General features: G+C 65.8%; 17 protein-coding genes. 11 read left to right on the top strand and 6 right to left on the bottom strand.

The features are described 5' to 3' along the window. Nucleotides 1–16: 16 nt before the first annotated feature. The 3 genes from FOB72_RS09565 (at nucleotide 17) to aroG (ending at nucleotide 3,849) form a co-directional block, all read left to right on the top strand. A complete protein-coding gene (locus FOB72_RS09565) occupies nucleotides 17–853 on the top strand; it encodes a carbon-nitrogen hydrolase family protein (protein WP_150372292.1) in 837 nt (278 codons plus the stop codon). A gap of 48 nt (nucleotides 854–901) precedes the next feature. Then, a complete protein-coding gene (gene tldD, locus FOB72_RS09570) occupies nucleotides 902–2,362 on the top strand; it encodes a metalloprotease TldD (RefSeq protein WP_150372293.1) in 1,461 nt (486 codons plus the stop codon). Between the two features lie 407 nt (nucleotides 2,363–2,769). After that, the gene (aroG, locus tag FOB72_RS09575) at nucleotides 2,770–3,849 is read left to right on the top strand and encodes a 3-deoxy-7-phosphoheptulonate synthase AroG (RefSeq protein WP_150372294.1); all 1,080 of its coding nucleotides are present in this window, start codon (nucleotides 2,770–2,772) and stop codon (nucleotides 3,847–3,849) included. Between the two features lie 46 nt (nucleotides 3,850–3,895). On the opposite strand, the gene FOB72_RS09580 is transcribed toward aroG, so the two are convergent. After that, nucleotides 3,896–4,237, bottom strand: a complete 342-nt coding sequence (locus tag FOB72_RS09580; RefSeq protein WP_223851501.1) for a c-type cytochrome — start codon at nucleotides 4,235–4,237, stop codon at nucleotides 3,896–3,898. 70 nt (nucleotides 4,238–4,307) lie between these two features. Next, nucleotides 4,308–4,655, bottom strand: a complete 348-nt coding sequence (locus FOB72_RS09585; protein ID WP_150372296.1) for a c-type cytochrome — start codon at nucleotides 4,653–4,655, stop codon at nucleotides 4,308–4,310. Between the two features lie 269 nt (nucleotides 4,656–4,924). Between FOB72_RS09585 and FOB72_RS09590 the strand changes: the two genes are divergently transcribed. Genes FOB72_RS09590 through FOB72_RS09600 form a run of 3 tightly spaced genes read left to right on the top strand, consistent with a single transcriptional unit; the run spans nucleotide 4,925 to nucleotide 7,626 of the window. Continuing rightward, complete coding sequence (locus FOB72_RS09590) at nucleotides 4,925–5,809, top strand: AAA family ATPase (RefSeq protein ID WP_150372297.1); 885 nt, start codon at nucleotides 4,925–4,927, stop codon at nucleotides 5,807–5,809. Nucleotides 5,810–5,816: 7 nt separating this feature from the next. Next, nucleotides 5,817–6,419 carry a GNAT family N-acetyltransferase gene (locus FOB72_RS09595; protein ID WP_150372298.1) on the top strand — a complete coding sequence of 201 codons (603 nt, stop codon included), beginning with the start codon at nucleotides 5,817–5,819 and terminating at the stop codon, nucleotides 6,417–6,419. Nucleotides 6,420–6,450: 31 nt separating this feature from the next. Then, a complete protein-coding gene (locus tag FOB72_RS09600) occupies nucleotides 6,451–7,626 on the top strand; it encodes a vWA domain-containing protein (protein ID WP_150372299.1) in 1,176 nt (391 codons plus the stop codon). Between the two features lie 11 nt (nucleotides 7,627–7,637). Here the strand turns inward: FOB72_RS09600 and FOB72_RS09605 are convergent, their stop codons facing one another. Beyond that, on the bottom strand, nucleotides 7,638–8,525 hold the full coding sequence (locus FOB72_RS09605; protein WP_150372300.1) for a LysR family transcriptional regulator: 888 nt from the start codon (nucleotides 8,523–8,525) through the stop codon (nucleotides 7,638–7,640). A gap of 181 nt (nucleotides 8,526–8,706) precedes the next feature. Here FOB72_RS09605 and FOB72_RS09610 point away from each other — a divergent pair, with 181 nt between their 5' ends. The 3 genes from FOB72_RS09610 (at nucleotide 8,707) to FOB72_RS09620 (ending at nucleotide 11,799) form a co-directional block, all read left to right on the top strand. Further along, nucleotides 8,707–9,696: a Bug family tripartite tricarboxylate transporter substrate binding protein gene (locus FOB72_RS09610; protein WP_150372301.1), complete on the top strand. Its 990-nt coding sequence runs from the start codon at nucleotides 8,707–8,709 to the stop codon at nucleotides 9,694–9,696. A gap of 19 nt (nucleotides 9,697–9,715) precedes the next feature. Next, the gene (locus tag FOB72_RS09615) at nucleotides 9,716–10,588 is read left to right on the top strand and encodes an N-formylglutamate amidohydrolase (RefSeq protein ID WP_150372302.1); all 873 of its coding nucleotides are present in this window, start codon (nucleotides 9,716–9,718) and stop codon (nucleotides 10,586–10,588) included. Between the two features lie 353 nt (nucleotides 10,589–10,941). Beyond that, the gene (locus FOB72_RS09620; RefSeq protein WP_411859788.1) at nucleotides 10,942–11,799 is read left to right on the top strand and encodes a BspC domain-containing protein; all 858 of its coding nucleotides are present in this window, start codon (nucleotides 10,942–10,944) and stop codon (nucleotides 11,797–11,799) included. 39 nt (nucleotides 11,800–11,838) lie between these two features. On the opposite strand, the gene FOB72_RS09625 is transcribed toward FOB72_RS09620, so the two are convergent. After that, nucleotides 11,839–13,008, bottom strand: coding sequence for a M14-type cytosolic carboxypeptidase (locus FOB72_RS09625; RefSeq protein WP_263364719.1), 1,170 nt, complete (start codon nucleotides 13,006–13,008; stop codon nucleotides 11,839–11,841). A gap of 17 nt (nucleotides 13,009–13,025) precedes the next feature. Next, nucleotides 13,026–13,811, bottom strand: a complete 786-nt coding sequence (yaaA, locus tag FOB72_RS09630; protein ID WP_150372303.1) for a peroxide stress protein YaaA — start codon at nucleotides 13,809–13,811, stop codon at nucleotides 13,026–13,028. 40 nt (nucleotides 13,812–13,851) lie between these two features. Here yaaA and FOB72_RS09635 point away from each other — a divergent pair, with 40 nt between their 5' ends. After that, a complete protein-coding gene (locus FOB72_RS09635) occupies nucleotides 13,852–14,415 on the top strand; it encodes a putative toxin-antitoxin system toxin component, PIN family (protein WP_150372304.1) in 564 nt (187 codons plus the stop codon). 73 nt (nucleotides 14,416–14,488) lie between these two features. Further along, nucleotides 14,489–15,643 (top strand): pyridoxal phosphate-dependent aminotransferase, encoded by a 1,155-nt coding sequence (locus FOB72_RS09640; RefSeq protein ID WP_223851290.1) that lies wholly within the window; start codon nucleotides 14,489–14,491, stop codon nucleotides 15,641–15,643. Nucleotides 15,644–15,669: 26 nt separating this feature from the next. Here the strand turns inward: FOB72_RS09640 and FOB72_RS09645 are convergent, their stop codons facing one another. Further along, the gene (locus FOB72_RS09645; RefSeq protein ID WP_150372306.1) at nucleotides 15,670–16,311 is read right to left on the bottom strand and encodes a glutathione S-transferase; all 642 of its coding nucleotides are present in this window, start codon (nucleotides 16,309–16,311) and stop codon (nucleotides 15,670–15,672) included. Between the last annotated feature and the right edge of the window lie 106 nt (nucleotides 16,312–16,417).

Genomic DNA, 16,417 nt, shown 5'->3' on the forward strand with positions numbered 1-16,417 from the left:
CGTCAAAGGGAAGATCATGACCGCCATCGATACCCCTCGCGCCGTCCCGTTCAAGGTCGCCGCCGTGCAGACCGTCACGGGCACGTCGGTCGATGCCAACCTCGCGCGCGCCGACGCGCTCATCGCCGAAGCCGCGCGCGGCGGCGCGGAGCTCGTGCTGCTGCCCGAGTACTTCTGCATCATGGGCCGTGCCGACACCGACAAGGTGGCCATCCGCGAAGCCGACGGCGACGGACCGATCCAGCGCTTTCTCGCCGATGCCGCGCGGCGGCACCGCGTATGGCTCGTCGGCGGCACCCTGCCCCTGCAATGCGGGGACGACGGCCGCGTCTACAACACGTCGCTCGCGTTCGACCCGCGCGGCCAGCGCATCGCGCGCTACGACAAGATCCACCTGTTCGGCTTTACGCGCGGCGCGGAAAGCTATGACGAATCGCGCACGATCCTCGCCGGTACCGAGCCCGTATCGTTCGAGGCCCCGTGCGGCCGCGTGGCGATGTCGGTCTGCTACGACCTGCGCTTTCCCGAGCTGTACCGCGGCCTCGCGGCCGGCGGCGGCACGAGCTTGATTCTGATGCCTGCCGCCTTCACCTACACGACGGGACAGGCGCACTGGGAGATTCTGCTGCGCGCCCGCGCGATCGAAAACCAGTGCTATGTGCTGGCGGCCGCGCAGGGCGGCAAGCACGAGAACGGCCGGCGCACCTGGGGCCACTCGATGCTCGTCGATCCCTGGGGCGAAGTGCTCGCCGTGCTGCCCGAGGGCGAAGGCGTGGTGAGCGGTACCATCGATCCGGACCGGCTGGCCGAGGTCCGCCAGAACCTGCCGGCATTGCGCCACCGGGTGCTGTAGGATGTCAGGCATTGGCAGCCAAAAAGAAACACGAACACAAGGACGAACATGAACGCCGGCGAACTCGGAATTCGTAACCTCGCTACCGCGCAACAGATCCTGCTGGCGCCGTACAACCTCGACGAGGCGACGCTGCAGCGCGTGCTGGCCGATATCTTCACGCACAAGGTCGATTACGCGGACCTGTACTTCCAGTACACGCGCAACGAAGCGTGGAGCCTCGAGGAAGGCATCGTGAAATCGGGCAGTTTCAGCATCGACCAGGGCGTGGGCGTCCGCGCGGTGTCGGGCGACAAGACGGCCTTCGCGTATTCGGACGACATCAGCCTGGCGGCGCTGTCGCAGGCCGCGGCCGCCACGCGCACGATCGGCAAGAGCGGCAACGGCCGCGTCAAGGTGGCCAAGTCCCTCGCCTCGCAGGGGGGCCGCGATCTCTACACGCCGAACGACCCGCTCGACTCGATGACCGCGACCGAGAAGGTGGCGCTGCTCGAGCGCATCGAGAAGATGGCCCGCGCGAAAGACCCGCGCGTGGTGCAGGTGATGGCCGGCCTCGCCGGCGAGTACGACGTGGTGCTGGTGGCGCGCAGCGATGGCGTGATCGCCGCGGACGTGCGCCCATTGGTGCGCGTCTCGGTGACCGTGATCGCCGAGCAGAACGGCCGCCGCGAGATCGGCTCGTCGGGCGGCGGTGGCCGCTATGCCTACGGCTACTTCACCGACGAACTGCTGCGCAAGTACGTGGACGAAGCCGTCAGCTCCGCGCTGGTGAACCTGGAAGCGCGCCCTGCCCCGGCCGGCGCGATGACCGTCGTGCTCGGACCGGGCTGGCCCGGCGTGCTGCTGCACGAGGCGGTGGGCCATGGCCTCGAAGGCGACTTCAACCGCAAGGGCTCGTCGGCCTTCGCGGGCCGCATGGGCGAGCGCGTGGCCGCCAAGGGCGTGACCGTGGTCGATGACGGCACGCTGGCCAACCGCCGCGGTTCGCTGAACCTCGACGACGAGGGCAATCCGACCCAGTGCACGACGCTGATCGAGGACGGCATCCTGCGCGGTTATATCCAGGACACGCTGAACGCGCGCCTGATGAAGATGCCGGTGACGGGCAACGCGCGCCGCGAAAGCTATGCCGCGCTGCCGATGCCGCGCATGACCAACACGTACATGCTCAACGGCGACCGCGACCCGCAGGAGATCATCGCGAGCGTCAAGCGCGGCCTGTACGCGGTGAACTTCGGCGGCGGCCAGGTCGATATCACGAACGGCAAGTTCGTGTTCTCGGCCAGCGAGGCCTACATGATCGAGGACGGCAAGATCACGTACCCGGTCAAGGGCGCGACGCTGGTCGGCAATGGCCCCGAGTCGCTCAAGGACGTGACCATGATCGGCAACGACATGCGCCTGGACTCGGGCGTGGGCGTCTGCGGCAAGGAAGGCCAGAGCGTGCCCGTGGGCGTGGGCCAGCCGACGCTGCGTATCGAGAACATGACGGTGGGCGGCACGGCCTGACGCGCCGGCGGCACGGCCATGGCTATCGGCGCGATAGTCATGGCTCGCTTGCCAACGTTTTCGAAAAGGGATATAAAGATGCTTCGTCGTGCAAGCGCCACGTTTCGCGGTCCGTAGTTCCGCCGCTGGCGCGCAATTTTATGCCTTGACCAAGATTGCCGCGACATAAAAGCCTCTGCGTTTTCCTGAAACTGAAACAAGCTGACCTCAGCCGAACTTTTTCCGCCATGTCCGCCAAGTTTTATTTTTACTTTTTTAGCGATCTCGCACCGCTGGCGGATGGAGAGGGACAGCTGTAAGTACCCGAAATTCTGAAAAAAGCCGCCAGCGACCCTGGCGGCTTTTTTTATTGCCGAAATTTTTTCGCAACACCATTACCCCACAATCAAGACCGATCCGGAGCCATCATGCTGAAGAACACCGACGACCTGCGTATTCGCGAACTCAAGGAACTCGTGCCGCCCGCGCACCTGATCCGCGAATTCGCGCTGTCGGAATCGGCCTCCGACGTGATCTATCACGCCCGGCAGTCGATGCATCGCATCCTGCACGGCATGGACGACCGTCTGATCGTGATCATCGGACCCTGCTCGATCCATGACACGCGCGCGGCGCTCGAATATGCGAACCTGCTCAAGGCGCAGCGCGACCGCTACAAGAACGAGCTCGAGATCGTGATGCGCGTCTATTTCGAGAAGCCGCGCACGACCGTGGGCTGGAAGGGCCTGATCAACGACCCGCACATGGACGGCAGCTTCAAGATCAACGACGGCCTGCGCACCGCGCGCGAACTGCTGCTGAACATCGCCGAACTCGGCCTGCCGACGGGCACCGAGTACCTGGACATGATCAGCCCGCAGTACATCGCCGACCTCGTGAGCTGGGGCGCGATCGGCGCGCGCACGACGGAGTCGCAGGTGCACCGCGAACTCGCGTCGGGCCTGTCGTGCCCCGTGGGTTTCAAGAATGGCACGGACGGCAACGTCAAGATCGCGGTGGACGCGATCAAGGCCGCCTCGCAGCCGCACCATTTCCTGTCGGTGACCAAGGGCGGCCACTCGGCGATCGTATCGACCTCGGGCAACGAGGACTGCCACATCATCCTGCGCGGTGGCAAGGCACCGAACTACGATGCGGCCAGCGTGCAGGAAGCATGCGAAGCCGTCTCGAAGGCCGGCCTCGCGCCGCGCGTGATGATCGACGCCTCCCATGCCAACAGCAGCAAGAAGCACGAGAACCAGATTCCGGTCTGCGAGGACATCGGCCGCCAGGTGGCGGGCGGCGACCAGCGCATCATCGGCGTGATGGTGGAATCGCACCTCGTGGCCGGCCGTCAGGACCACGTGCAGGGGACCCCCGTGGAGAACCTCTGCTACGGCCAGTCGGTGACCGACGCGTGCATTGGCTGGGACGATTCGACGGGTGTGCTGGAAGGACTGGCGAATGCCGTGAAGGCGCGCCGCCTCGCGACGGGCAGCGGCAACTGAGGTGAACACCCCTCTCGCCAGACGAGGGGGGTGTTACCGGCCCGCGTTACTTCTTCAGGACGAGATCGCCCGGCAGCGAATCGATGTACGCGGCGATGTCCTTCAGTTCCTGGCGCGTGAACGGACGCGGCTTGCCGTCCTTGCCCGTGACCGCCGGATTGGCGTTCATCTGGCCCGCCATGATGGCATTGGTGCGCCCGACCAGCAGATTGCCGCTGGTCTGGTAGGCCGCCATCGCGTGATACAGGTAGTCGGCGTGCTGGCCGGCCAGCTTCGGATAATCGGGCGCGATCGGCTTGTTGAGCCCGGCGCCATGGCAGGCCACGCAGCCCCCCTTCTCCACCAGCGCGCGGCCGGCGGCGATATCGGCCGCGGCGGCCGTCTGCATCCATGCGGCGGCCACAAAGGCGGCGGCCACGATCGAAAGCGTCTTGTTCGTCGTCATGATCTCGCGCCTTTTACTTCAGGGGGTTGGTCTTGGTCTCGGCGTTCTGCTGCGAGTAGTACGCAGCCAGATTGGCGATGTCCTGATCGGTCAGCGAGTCGGCGATGCCGCGCATCGTCGGATGCTTGCGTTCGCCCTTCTTGTACCCGTGCAGCGCATTTTCGATGTACTTGGCGCTCTGGCCGCCGAGCATGGGCACTTCATAGGTCTCCGGGAACGAGGCACGGTAACCGGGAATGCCATGGCAACCGATGCACATCGCGACCTTGTCCTTGGCGGCGCCAGCGTTGCCCTTGACTTCCTGGGCCTGCGCGGTCATTGCGGCCGCGCCCAACACCACCATCGTGAGGAACTTTTTCATTGTCTTTGATGATAGGGGAAGTGTTAAACCGTGCGGACGCGCGGACGTCGTCGGTTTCCTCGCTGGTTCTCTCGCTCTTTGTGTGTTGTCTCCAGGCGAGTGGGCGTTGCAACGGCTCTTGCGGCGCGCGTCAAACCGGCGCATTGTACCGCAGCAGTCGCATGGCGGTCCAGCCGGAGTGGCGCACATCGGACACGAGCCGGAAACGCTCTTATACTGGCCCATTCCGGCCGTTAATGTCGCCATATCCGCTCACAGGTTGCCGCCTCATGTCCGATAACGCCAGTCCCGCCAGCCCTTCCCCGAATACCGCCCGCTTCGAGGGTAGCGACCAGTACGTCGCCACCGACGACCTCAAGCTCGCCGTCAATGCCGCGCGCACGCTCCAGCGGCCGCTGCTGATCAAGGGCGAGCCGGGCACCGGCAAGACCATGCTCGCCGAGGAAGTCGCCGCCGCGCTCGGCATGCCGTTGTTGCAATGGCACATCAAGTCGACCACCAAGGCGCAGCAGGGCCTGTACGAGTACGACGCGGTGTCGCGCCTGCGCGATTCCCAGCTCGGCGACGACCGCGTGCACGATATCCGCAACTACATCGTCAAGGGCGTGCTCTGGCAGGCGTTCGAGGCCGACGAGCAGGTCGTGCTGCTGATCGACGAGATCGACAAGGCCGATATCGAATTCCCGAACGACCTGCTGCGCGAGCTGGACCGCATGGAGTTCTACGTGTACGAGACGCGCGAGATCGTGCGCGCGCGCCATCGTCCGCTCGTGATCATCACGTCGAACAACGAGAAGGAGCTGCCCGACGCGTTCCTGCGCCGCTGCTTCTTCCACTACATCAAGTTCCCGGATGCGGACACGATGCAGCGCATCGTCGATGTGCACTACCCCGGCATCAAGCGCGAGCTGGTCGCCGCCGCGCTCGACGCGTTCTACGAGATGCGCAACCTGCCGGGCCTCAAGAAGAAGCCGTCCACATCCGAGCTGATCGACTGGCTCAAGCTGCTGATGGCCGAGGACATTCCGGCCGAGGCACTGCGCAGCCCCGACCGCAAGGCCGCGATTCCGCCGCTGCATGGCGCCCTGCTCAAGAACGAACAGGACGTGCACCTGTTCGAGCGCCTCGTGTTCATGAACCGCTCCAACCGCTGATCCTTCCATGACGACCACTGCCTTCGTTCAGCCGACCACGCTGGTCGGCCGCCACGCCACGCTGGAACCGCTTTCTACCGCGCACGCGGCGGGCCTCGCGGAAGCCGTCGCCGATGGCGAGCTCTGGAAGCTCTGGTATACGGCCGTACCCGCGCCCGACGCCATGGAGGGCGAGATCAGGCGCCGCCTGGCGCTGCAGGAGCAGGACCTGTGGCAGCCGTTCGCGGTTCGCTGCAACCACACGGGCGACGTGGTGGGCATGACCAACTTCATGAACATCGACGCGACCCATCGCCGCGTGGAAATCGGCTCCACGTGGTATGCGCGCCGCGTCCAGCGCGGTCCGCTGAATACCGAATGCAAGCTCATGCTGCTGGGCTACGCGTTCGACAAGCGCCACTGCATCGCCGTGGAATTCCGCACGCACTGGATGAACCACCAGAGCCGTGCCGCGATCGCGCGCCTGGGCGCCAAGCAGGATGGCGTGCTGCGCAGCCACCAGCGACTGCCCGACGGTTCGCTGCGGGATACCGTGGTGTTCTCGATCATCGCCAGCGAATGGCCGATGGTGCGGTCGCACCTGCAGTTCCAGCTGGCGCGTCCGCGCTGAGGACGTCCGCCGCGCTCCCCCGGAGGCCACGATGCTGATCGACTTCTTCTTCTCGCTGCGCCACGCCAAGCTGCCGGTTTCGGTCAAGGAGTACCTGACCATGCTGGAAGCGCTGCGCGCGCAGGTCATCTCGCCCTCGATCGACGAGTTCTACTACCTGTCGCGCATGACGCTGGTCAAGGACGAGAAGCACTTCGACAAGTTCGACCAGACGTTCGCGGCCTACTTCCAGGGGGTGGAGAACCTCGTCGACTGGAAGAGCGACATTCCGCTCGACTGGCTGCAGAAGACGCTCGAGCGCGAGCTCTCGCCCGAGGAGCGCGCGAAGGTCGAGGCCATGGGCGGGCTCGACAAGCTCATGGAGCGGCTCAAGCAGCTGCTCGAGGAGCAGAAGGAAAAGCACGAGGGCGGCAGCAAGTGGATCGGCACGGGCGGCACGTCGCCGTTCGGACATGGGGGATACAACCCCGAAGGCATTCGCATCGGCGGGCCGTCCAAGGGCAACCGCACGGCGATCAAGGTATGGGAAGCGCGCGCGTACAAGGACTACGACGACTCGGTCGAGCTTGGCACGCGCAATATCAAGGTGGCATTGCGCCGGCTGCGGCGGTTCGCGCGCGAAGGCGCGGACACCGAGCTCGATCTCGACGACACGATCCACTCCACCGCGGCCAATGCGGGCCTGCTCGACATCAAGCTGCGGCCCGAGCGGCACAACAAGGTCAAGGTGCTGATGCTGATGGACGTCGGCGGCTCGATGGACGATCACATCAAGCGCGTGGAGGAACTGTTCTCCGCGACCAAGACCGAGTTCAAGCACCTCGAGTATTTCTACTTCCACAACTGCGTGTACGACCACGTGTGGAAGAACAACCGGCGCCGCCATGCGGAAAAGATCTCCACGTGGGATCTGATCCACAAGTACACGGCCGACTACAAGGTGATCTTCGTCGGCGACGCGACGATGAGCCCTTACGAGATCCTGCAGCCCGGGGGCTCGGTCGAATACAACAATCCCGAGGCGGGCGCGGTCTGGCTCAACCGGCTGATCGAGCAGTTTCCGCATTTCGTATGGCTCAATCCGGAGCCGGAAGGCCTCTGGCAGTACCGGCAGTCGATCACCGTGATCAGCCAGATCATGAAGTCTCGCATGTATCCGGTGACGATCGCGGGGCTCGAGCAGGCGATGCGGGTACTGACGAAATAACGGCGAAGCGGTCAGCTTTCCATGAGCCACGCGCGGAAAATCTGCAGCGCTGGCATATGGGCCTTCTGTTCCGGATAGCAAAGGTAATACCCCTTCTTTGCCAGCACGTGCGCGGGGTGCGCAATCACAAGCGCGCCCGTCGACAGTTCCTCCTCGATCAGGCAGCGCGGAATCAGCGCGATGCCGAGGCCCGAAACCGCGGCCTGCGTGAGCAGCGAGAACTGATCGAAGCGCGCGCCGCTCCATGCCTGCCGCGTGGACACGCCGAGTTCGGACAGCCAGTCGGGCCATGCCTCGGGCACCGTCGTATGGTGCAGCAGCGGGTAACGGAGCAACGTCTCGGGCGCGTCCGCGATGCCATCGCGCTCTCCACCCATCAGACCCGGGCGACATACGGGCACGACCTCGCGCCCCGTGATGTAGTCGGCAAGGCTGCCCGGCCAGACGCCATCGCCGAAGCGGATCGCCGCATCGAGATCGGGCTCGGAGAAATCGTAGCCCTGCGCGTGCGGCACGAACTCGAGCGTGACTTCGGGGTGCCGCGTGAAGAATTGCGGCAGCCGCGGAATCAGCCACTTGGCGCCGAGCGTCGGCATGCTCGCGATATGGAGAATGCCGCCCCGCCCCTTGCGCGCGATCAGTTCGACGCTGGCGGCCTCGATCTCGTTGAGGCTCGGGCGAATACGTTCGAGATAGCGCTCCCCGGCGCTGGTCAGCAGCAGCCGCTGGCGCACGCGCTCGAACAGTTCGACGCCAAGGAATGCCTCCAGGCTCCGCACCTGCTTGCTGACGGCGCCCTGCGTGACATGGAGTTCCCGCGCGGCAAGCGTGAAGCTGTTATGCCGGGCGGCAGCCTCGAACGCCTGCAGCTCCGTCATCGACGGGCATAAGCGCCGCATACGACTCCTCGGTTCAATACCAATTGGAATGACCCCGGGATTTTAAATCGTTTGCATGCCGCGTGCGAGGGACGCAAAATTGCACGCAAACACAGACATTTACGCAGAGCCCGATAAACGACGGTCGGTCCCAACAGACGTCGATCCTCAATCCTCGCCAATTTCAAACGGAACCGTTCTCATGCAACGCCGTCCTCTGCTTCGCGCCTTCGCTGTTGCCGCCGCCGCCACCGCCGTTGGCGGTCTCGCCCTGCCCGCCTTCGCGCAAGGCTCGTACCCGACCAAGCCGATCTCGCTCGTCGTGCCGTTCCCGGCCGGTGGCACCACCGATATCGTCGCGCGCATCGTCGCCGACAAGCTCGGCCAGGAACTGGGCCAGGCCGTGGTCGTCGATAACCGCGGCGGCGCCGGCGGCAGCATCGGCACCGCGTACCTGTCCAAGGCCGCGCCCGACGGCTACACGCTGGGTATCGCCACGGCCTCCACGCATGGCATCAACCCGGCCGTGTACCCGAAGCTGTCGTACGACGCGACCAAGGACTTCACCACGATCACGAACCTGGCGTCGGTGCCGAACGTGATGAGCGTGAACCCGGCCGTCAAGGCCAACGACATGAAGGCGTTCATCGCGCTGGCCAAGTCCGAGCCGAACAAGATCGCCTACGGGTCCGCCGGCAATGGCAGCGTGTCGCACATGATGGGCGAGCTGTTCAAGATGAGCAGCAAGACCGAACTGCTGCACGTGCCGTACAAGGGCGTGGGCCCGGCGCTCAATGACGCGCTGGCCGGCCAGGTGCAGGTACTGTTCGACAACCTGCCGTCGTCGCTGCCGTTCATCAAGAGCGGCAAGCTGCGCGCCCTCGCCGTGGCATCGCCGAAGCGCGTCGCGGCACTGCCGGACGTGCCGACGTTCGCGGAACTGGGCCTCGGCGAAGTCAACGACTCCGCATGGTTCGGCCTGATCGCGCCGGCCAAGCTGCCCGCGGACATCCAGGCGAAGCTGAACGCCGCGGCCGTGAAGGTGCTGGCGCTGCCGGAAGTGAAGAAGAAGTTCGAGGAACTGGGCGCAACGCCGGTGGGCGACACGCCTGCCCACTTCGCCGCGCAGATCTCGAGCGAAGTGGCCAAGAACAAGCGCGTGGCCGCCGCTGCCAAGATCTCGCTCGACTGATCGCCTGACGGATTGCCTCATGACGGATACCGACCGATCGGCGCCCCAGGCACCGTATCAGCTGCATATGCCCGCGGGCGACTGCGGTGCGCTGTTCCTGGACTCGCCGCATAGCTGCACGCAGTACCCCGCCGATTTCGGCTACGACGCGGGCCTCCCGCTGCCGCTGCTGCGGCAGGCCGAGGACACGTTCGTGGACGAGCTCTACGCCGGCGCCCCGGCGCGCGGCATTCCGCTGCTGTGCGCGGGCTTCCCGCGCAGCTACCTCGATGCCAACCGCGGCCTCGAGGAGATCGACGAGAAACTGCTGGACGCGGCATGGCCCGACGCGAAGCAGGAAACCTCGAAGACGCGGCTCGGCAAGGGACTGGTCTGGCGCGTGCTCGACACCGGCGAGCCGCTCTATGCGCGCAAGCTGTCGGTCGCCGAAGTGCAGGCTCGCATCCGCGACTACTACGTGCCGTACTACGCGCAGCTGCAAAAGCTGTCGGATGCGGCGGTCGCCCGCCATGGCCACATGTTCCACATCAACTGCCACTCGATGCCGAGCCAGGCCGCGCAATACGCGACGGAACACCCCGGCATCGCGCATCCGGACTTCGTGGTCGGCGACCGCGACGGCACCACGTGCGACAAGCGGTTCACGGACCGCGTGGAAGGCCTGCTGAAGGACATGGGCTACGACGTGTGGCGCAACCACCCGTACAAGGGCGTGGAAATCGTGCGCGTGCTGGGCCGGCCGCAGGAGAACCGTCACAGCCTGCAACTCGAGGTCAATCGCAAGCTCTACATGGATGAAGCCGGACTGGCGCACAACGCGGGCTTCGGCACGCTGCGGCGCAATCTGGAAGCGTTGATGGACGACCTCGCGCGCTTCTCGCTCAAATCGTAGATAGCAATCGGTAGCCGGCAACCGGGCCCCTCCCCGGCCCGCGAACCCCGTGCGGATGTCGACGCGATCGTGCAAACGAATCGTCTCGTCGACGCCTCACGGGGTTTTTTCTCTCTTGCGCGCGCCTCGCGCCGTCTGGTATCGGCGCACGGCATCACGGGCCTCTCCACGTGAGCGCCACCTTCGCATTGCCGCGAGATGCGCGTCGATACGCGACGATCGCACCCGCTATGCGTATCCGCCATGGGTACGCAAAAGGAAGGGTAACAACATTTACGAACTTTCCGGCGGCGGCATCCTCTATCATGGCAGTCCTTTGCCAATCCCTTTGCTGACGCCAGCAAACAGATTCCGTGATCCGAATGTTTACCCACCTGCTAGGCACCCGGCTCCGCATGCTGACTGCCGCGGTGGCCGGGGCAATCGTGGCGGCCGGATGCGCCACCACGCCGTCGGACCAGACCGATGCTTCCGCGACGCCCGCCCCGAGCGCCAGCGCCGCGCCCCGTCCCGCAGCGCCCGCCGCAACGCCCGCTTTGCCTTCCGCCGCCGCTGCCGGCACCTCCGGTTCCGCCATGGCGCCGCCTTCCAACCGCCCCGGCTCGCCGCCGGCCTCCGGCGCCAAAACGCCGACCAAGACCGTGACCTTGCCCGACAAGGGACGCGTGAGCCTGGCCGAGTACCGCTCGCAGATGCGCGAGCAATTGATGAAGACCGACAACGCCGCGCCCGACGTGGCCGATTGCGCCGCGCATGCCAGCTGGGTCGTGCCTCGGTCGCCGACGTTCGATGCCCTGAAGATTCCCACCGGTGCGCTCGCCGCGAACGCGGCCACGGTGGAAGCGTGGAATGGGCGGTTCTCGCCCGGCAAGCAGGCGGTACCCGTGACATCGGTCGTCACGTTCACCGCCAGCGCGCACAAGCGCCAGGGCGAGGCGCAATGGCAGCCCGTGAAGGTGCGGTGCGGTTACAGCGACGGGATGATGCTCGCGTACGAATTGCTCGACAGCAATGGCGATACGATCAGCGAACCGGCGGCGGCACCGGCCGTCGCGACGGGTTCGTCGAGCCGCGGCAAGGCCAAGAAAGGCAAGGCCACGGCCAAGTCCAGCCATGGCACGAGCGCCAGGTCGAGCACCAAATCGAGCGCGACGAAGTCGACGTCGTCCTCGAAGACAAGCACGAAGTCGACGGCGAAGAAGAAGCCGTGACGCCGTGGCCCGCGCCTTCGCGGCGCGGGCGCGACCCCGTCAGCCCAGATACTCGAGAATCGCCTGCAGCATCGAGGTGCCGAGCAGCGCGCTGCGCTGGCCGTTCCAGCCGACCGCGGCGTCCGGCAGGTCCGCGTTGTCCTTGAACGGCATCTCCAGCGTGAGCGCGAGGCAGCCGAACGTGTGGCCGATGTACTTCGAGGCGAGCTTGAGCGCATCCGCGTTGTACTTGCTCGCGGCGTAGCCGTACTTGTCCTGGAAGTCCGGCGTGGCGCGCTTGAACGCCTCGATAAAGCGGTTCTGCTGCTCGCGCTGGGCTTCGGTGAAGCCCGGCAGCATCTCGCTGCCCGCCACGAAGTTGTACGGCAGCGCCTCGTCGCCGTGGATATCGAAGAACATATCGACGCCCGTCGCCTCGATCGCGCGGCGCACGTGCCAGACCTCGGGACTCGTCTCGGCCGACGGCGCCATCCATTCGCGGTTCAGGTTCGCGCCCGCCGCGTTGGTGCGCAGGTTGCCGCGCGCGGACCCGTCGGGATTCATGTTCGGCACGATATGGAACACCGCGCGGTCCAGCAGGCGGCGCGCGACCGGATCGCCGAGCCACATGCCCGTGCCCGTCAGGCGCTGCAGCACGCCCTCGCAGAACCATTCGGCCATGCTCTCGCCCGGATGCTGGCGCGCGATCATCCAGATGGTCTTCTTGCCCGGCCCCGGCTGGCCCACGGTCACGCACGTGAGGTCGCGGCCATCGACGGTGCTGCCCAGATGCGTCAGCCGCGCGAGCGGCGAGCGCTGGCACGTGGCCAGCAGCGACAGGTGGCGCTCCTCCGAATACGGCTCGAAGTACGCGAACCACACGCTGTCGTGTTCGGGCGTGAACTGCGTGGTCAGCGTGGTGCCGTCGTATTGCGTCGGCACGCGGAACCAGTTCGCACGGTCGTACGAGGCCACCACGCGGTAATCGCGCCAGCCATCGGGATACGTGCACTCGCCCGCGTTCAGGAAGCGCAGCGTGCAGGCCTGGCCGCCCGCGCCCTGCAGGCGGAAGTGGAACCACTGGCGGAAGTCCGCGTGCGAGTCGGCGCGGATGCGCAGGCGGATATCGTTGGCACCACCGGCGTCCGCGCGGGCGATCGATTCTACCTCGATCGCGCCCGAATCGAAGGACGAGGAGATATACAGCGGGGATTGCAGGGAAGTCGTCATCGGTGCGGTTTCCTTCTTCAGTCTTCCAGCCGGCGGCGGAACACCCAGCGGTCGTCGCTCGAGGCGGCCTTGTCGAAGGCATAGCCGTCCTCGGCGAAGCGGCGCAGCCTGGCGGGCTCGGTGACGCGATGCGTGACCGCATAGCGCGCCATGGTGCCGCGCGCGCGCTTGGCATGGAACGAGATGATCTTGTAGCGGCCGCCCTTCCAGTCCTCGAACACGGGCGTGATCACGCGCGCGTTGAGCACCTTGGGACGTACCACCTTGAAGTATTCCTCGGAAGCGAGGTTGATCAGCGTGGCCGGGCCCTCATGCTTGAGGTCCGACATGTCCTTGTTCAGCAGCCTGGTGACATCGTCGCCCCAGAACGCATACAGGTCCTTGCCGGCGGCGTTGTCGAGGCGCGTGCCCATCTCCAGCCGGTACGGCTGCATCCAGTCCATCGGGCGCAGCAGGCCGTACAGGCCGGACAGGATACGCAGGTGCTTCTGCGCGAAGGCGAGGTCGTCGGTGGTCAGCGACTTCGCGTCGAGGCCGTCGTACACGTCGCCGTTGAACGCGAGCACGGCCTGCTTGCTGTTGGCGGCCGTGAACTCGGCGGACCAGTCCGCATAGCGCGTGACATTGAGCACCGCGAGCTTGTCCGAGATGTCCATCAGCGCGGACACGTCCTGCGGCGCCAGACGGCGCAGGCGCTCGATCAGCGTGGCCGAGCGGTCGATAAAGCGCGGCATCGTATGGGTCTTGATGGGCGCGGGCGTCTCGTAGTCAAGGGACTTGGCGGGAGACAGGACGATGAGCATGGCAAAATCGCGGGCAGAAACAAAGACCCGATTGTAGCGAATGCCCACCGAACCCATCGCCGACGTGTCGGCGACCCCCATCCCGGCCGAATTTGCGTCCGAACTTGCGACCGAATTTGCGTCCGTATCTCCCGCCGCGCCGCGCGTCGTCCTCGACTCCAATATCTGGATCGATCTGCTCGTGTTCCGCGACCCGTACGTGGCGCCGATCCGCGCCGCGCTGGAGGCCGGAACCATTGCGCCGGTGATCCGCGCCGACTGCCGGGAAGAGTTGCGGCGCGTGCTCGAGTACCCGCAATTCGCGCGGTTCGCGGTGGACAACGCGGCCGCGCTGGCCGAAGTCGATCGGTACACGACGCTCGCGCCGACGCCCGACGACGCCGAGATTGCCGCGGCACGGCTCGCGCGCTGCCGCGACACGGACGACCAGAAATTCGTCGAACTCGCCCATTTTTCGCGCGCGGCGGTGCTGGTGTCGAAGGACAAGGCCGTGCTCAAGCTCAGGAGCCGCCTGCGCCGCTCGAGCGGGGTGGAGATCCTGCAGCCGGCCGCCTTCGGCCCGTGGCTCGCCGCATGGCAGGCCGCCGCCGCCGAACCCCGCTAAAATGTCGGGCACATCGCTACCCTTCCCACATCGCTCCATGGACTCTTCGCTCGCCCCGCGCATGTCACCGCGCATGTCCCCCCTCACCCCGCCGCTGTCGCGCCTGCCGAAGGTCGGCACCACGATCTTCACCGTGATGTCGGCGCTTGCCGCCGAGAAGAACGCGGTCAACCTGGGCCAGGGCTTTCCCGATTTCGATTGCGACCCGCGCATCGTCGATGCGGTGACGGGCGCCATGCGCGCGGGCCACAACCAGTACCCGCCGATGGCCGGCGTGCCGAAGCTGCGCGAGGCGATCGCGAACAAGATCGCGGCGCTGTACGGGCATACGTACGACATGAACAGCGAGATCACGATCACGGCGGGCGCCACGCAGGCGCTGCTGACGTCGATCCTCTGCGCGGTGCACCCGGGCGACGAGGTGATCGTGCTGGAGCCCTGCTACGACAGCTACATTCCCGCGATCGAGCTGGCGGGCGGCACCGTGGTGCCCGTGGCGCTGGAAGCGCCGCTGTTCCGCATTCCGTTCGACAAGCTGGCCGCCGCCATCACGCCGCGCACGCGCATGATCCTTATCAACACGCCGCACAACCCCACGGGGACGATCTGGCGCGAGGAGGACATGAACCAGCTGGCCGACCTGCTCGCCGGCACCGATATCCTCGTGCTGTCGGACGAGGTCTACGAGCATATGGTCTATGACGGCCAGCGCCACGAATCGGTGTCGCGGCATCCCGAACTCGCGCGCCGCAGCTTCGTGGTGTCGAGCTTCGGCAAGACCTATCACGTGACCGGCTGGAAGGTCGGCTTCGTGGCCGCGCCGGCCGCGCTGACCGCGGAGTTCCGCAAGGTGCACCAGTTCAACGTGTTCACGGTGAATACGCCCGTGCAGCATGGGCTGGCCGATTACATGGCCGACCCGAAGCCCTATCTCGAACTGGCCGCGTTCTATCAGGCCAAGCGCGATTTCTTCCGCACGGGGCTCGCGACGACGCGCTTCAAGCTGCTGCCGTCGGATGGGACGTATTTCCAGTGCGTGGACTACTCGGCCATCTCCGACATGAGCGAGGCCGATTTCTCGATGTGGCTCACGCGCGAGATCGGCGTGGCCGCGATTCCGGTGTCCGCGTTCTACTCGCAGACGCGCGAGTCGGGGGTGGTGCGGTTCTGCTTCGCGAAGAAGGAAGAGACGCTGGCGCTGGCGCTGGAGCGTCTCGCCCGGATCTAGGCGCTAAGCCGAACAGCCGGCCCGCGTCACGCGTAGCGGGCCATCATCGCTTCGGCATTGACCTTCCGGTCCTCCATGACCTTCCGCACCGTGGGCCGCTCCCCCATGCGCTTCAGGTAGTCCTTCACCGGCAGATCCGCGAGCATGTCGCGGCCGTAGATGATCTTCGTCGCCGAGGAGACCAGCGGCAGATGGCAGACCGCCGCGCAGTCGGCCAGCGTGAACGTGTCGCCCGCGATATACGGCGAGAACTTCGCCAGCGCCGCAAACCCCGGCACGTAGCGCTCGAGCAACTTCAGCTGCCGCGCCTTCACGTTGTCGCTGACCTTCCCGCCAAAGAACGCCTCCGGATACAGCTCGCGCACCGTGAGCTCCAGATAGAGCTCCATGAACGTCACGAGCTCGCGGACCTTGCAGGCCTGGTACGGGTCCGACGGCAGCAGCGCATGCTGCGGATACGTGGCCTCGATGTACTCCGCGAGCGTCTCCGATTCGCACAGCGGTCCCGCATCGGTCATCATGTAGGGCACCTTGCCGACCGGCGAGGCCGCGGTGTCGGTCTCGCCGATCCATGCAAGCTCTTCCTCGAACGGCAAATTCTTTTCCAGCAACACCAGCTTCACCTTGTTGTAATAGTTGCTGGCGGCGAATCCGCATAGCTTCAGCATGTCTCTCTCTCCTGGTGGCAATCGCTGCGCTCTATCCGGCGCGGCTTGACGGCGAATGGCCGATCAGCGCACGCCACGTAGCGAACTACGGGCGGTCGCCGAGTGC

The sequence above is a fragment of the Cupriavidus pauculus genome, assembly GCF_008693385.1.
Classification (GTDB): domain Bacteria; phylum Pseudomonadota; class Gammaproteobacteria; order Burkholderiales; family Burkholderiaceae; genus Cupriavidus; species Cupriavidus pauculus_D.

Coding starts and splice junctions, on each gene's coding strand:
- FOB72_RS09645 (WP_150372306.1), bottom strand. CDS start 16,311: ATGCTGAAGCTATGCGGATTCGCCGCCAGCAACTATTACAACAAGGTG.
- yaaA (WP_150372303.1), bottom strand. CDS start 13,811: ATGCTCATCGTCCTGTCTCCCGCCAAGTCCCTTGACTACGAGACGCCC.
- FOB72_RS09635 (WP_150372304.1), top strand. CDS start 13,852: ATGCCCACCGAACCCATCGCCGACGTGTCGGCGACCCCCATCCCGGCC.
- FOB72_RS09615 (WP_150372302.1), top strand. CDS start 9,716: ATGACGGATACCGACCGATCGGCGCCCCAGGCACCGTATCAGCTGCAT.
- FOB72_RS09600 (WP_150372299.1), top strand. CDS start 6,451: ATGCTGATCGACTTCTTCTTCTCGCTGCGCCACGCCAAGCTGCCGGTT.
- FOB72_RS09565 (WP_150372292.1), top strand. CDS start 17: ATGACCGCCATCGATACCCCTCGCGCCGTCCCGTTCAAGGTCGCCGCC.
- FOB72_RS09610 (WP_150372301.1), top strand. CDS start 8,707: ATGCAACGCCGTCCTCTGCTTCGCGCCTTCGCTGTTGCCGCCGCCGCC.
- FOB72_RS09590 (WP_150372297.1), top strand. CDS start 4,925: ATGTCCGATAACGCCAGTCCCGCCAGCCCTTCCCCGAATACCGCCCGC.
- FOB72_RS09640 (WP_223851290.1), top strand. CDS start 14,489: ATGTCCCCCCTCACCCCGCCGCTGTCGCGCCTGCCGAAGGTCGGCACC.
- FOB72_RS09605 (WP_150372300.1), bottom strand. CDS start 8,525: ATGCGGCGCTTATGCCCGTCGATGACGGAGCTGCAGGCGTTCGAGGCT.
- FOB72_RS09580 (WP_223851501.1), bottom strand. CDS start 4,237: ATGCAGACGGCCGCCGCGGCCGATATCGCCGCCGGCCGCGCGCTGGTG.
- tldD (WP_150372293.1), top strand. CDS start 902: ATGAACGCCGGCGAACTCGGAATTCGTAACCTCGCTACCGCGCAACAG.
- FOB72_RS09585 (WP_150372296.1), bottom strand. CDS start 4,655: ATGAAAAAGTTCCTCACGATGGTGGTGTTGGGCGCGGCCGCAATGACC.
- FOB72_RS09625 (WP_263364719.1), bottom strand. CDS start 13,008: ATGACGACTTCCCTGCAATCCCCGCTGTATATCTCCTCGTCCTTCGAT.
- aroG (WP_150372294.1), top strand. CDS start 2,770: ATGCTGAAGAACACCGACGACCTGCGTATTCGCGAACTCAAGGAACTC.
- FOB72_RS09595 (WP_150372298.1), top strand. CDS start 5,817: ATGACGACCACTGCCTTCGTTCAGCCGACCACGCTGGTCGGCCGCCAC.